Below are 1,129 nucleotides of genomic sequence, written 5' to 3'. Positions count from 1 at the left end.
GCCGGATCGGTGACCTCGTGGCGGCCGGGGCCGCAATCCTGGTCTCGGCCGGCTGGTACGTGCTGCTCGTCCAGCTGTGGCCGGCGTCGTCGCGGCCCTACATCGGTGGGTCGACCGACAACTCCCTCCTCGAACTGGCCCTCGGGTACAACGGCCTGGGTCGCATCCTCGGTGGCGAGGGCAACGGCGGTGGTGGTGGTCGGCCGCGCGGCGCCGGCGCACCGCCCGGCGGGGCCCCGGGTGGTGCGGCGAACGCGGCACCCGGTGGCTTCGGCGCGCTGCCGGGCGGTCCGGGCGGCCCGGGCGGCCCGGGAGGTCCGGGCGGCCCCGGTGGTGGCGGCTTCGGTGGCACGCCGAGCCCGTGGCGCCTGCTCACCTCGGAGTTCGCCGGCAACGCCTCCTGGCTCCTGCCCGCGGGGATCGTCCTGCTGGTCGCCGGACTGTGGTTCACCCGCCGGGCGCCGCGCACCGACCGGGCCCGCGCCCTGCTGCTGCTCGGCGGGGTCTGGCTGCTCGTCCACGCCGTCACGTTCTCGGCGATGAGCGGGACGATCCACCCCTACTACACGGTCGCCATGGCTCCCGGCGTCGCGATCACGGCCGCCGCGGGCGCGTCGATCCTCTGGCGGGAGCGGGGCCGCCTCGGCGCGCGGATCGTGCTCGCGATGACCGTCGTCGGCACCGCCGCGTGGAGCGCGGTCGTGCTCACCCAGGCCGACTGGGGCCCGTGGCTGCGCTGGGTCGTCGTCGTGGCCGGTGTGCTCGGCGCCGTCGGGCTGCTCCGGCCGCGGCTGCTCGCCCGGCGTGCCCTCGGCGTCGTCGTCGCGGTCCTCGCGCTCGTCGGCACTGTCGGTGCCTCCACCGCCTACGCCGCGGTCACCGCCGCGACCCCGCACTCCGGCTCGATCGTCACCGCCGGACCGAACACCGGGGCAGGCGGCCCCGGAGGCCCGGGCGCTCCCCGTGTCGGCGGTGCCCGCGGCGGCCAGGGCGAGCGGATGCGGGGCGTGGGCGGACCGGAGACCGAGCAGCCCTCGCCACAGCTCGTCGCGCTCCTGCAGGGGGCGGGCACCCGGTGGGCGGCCGCGACGACGGGTGCGATGAACCAGGCCGGTCTGCAGCTCGCCTC

Annotated in this window: 1 pseudogene; it reads left to right on the top strand. The window is 77.7% G+C overall.

Going from position 1 to position 1,129, the window contains the following annotated elements:
- Window positions 1-1,129, top strand: a pseudogene (locus AC0CYZ_RS29245) (glycosyl transferase); the annotation flags it as partial.

Source organism: Actinomycetospora sp. (genome assembly GCF_055612215.1).
This window is presented reverse-complemented; position numbering and strand designations above follow the sequence as displayed.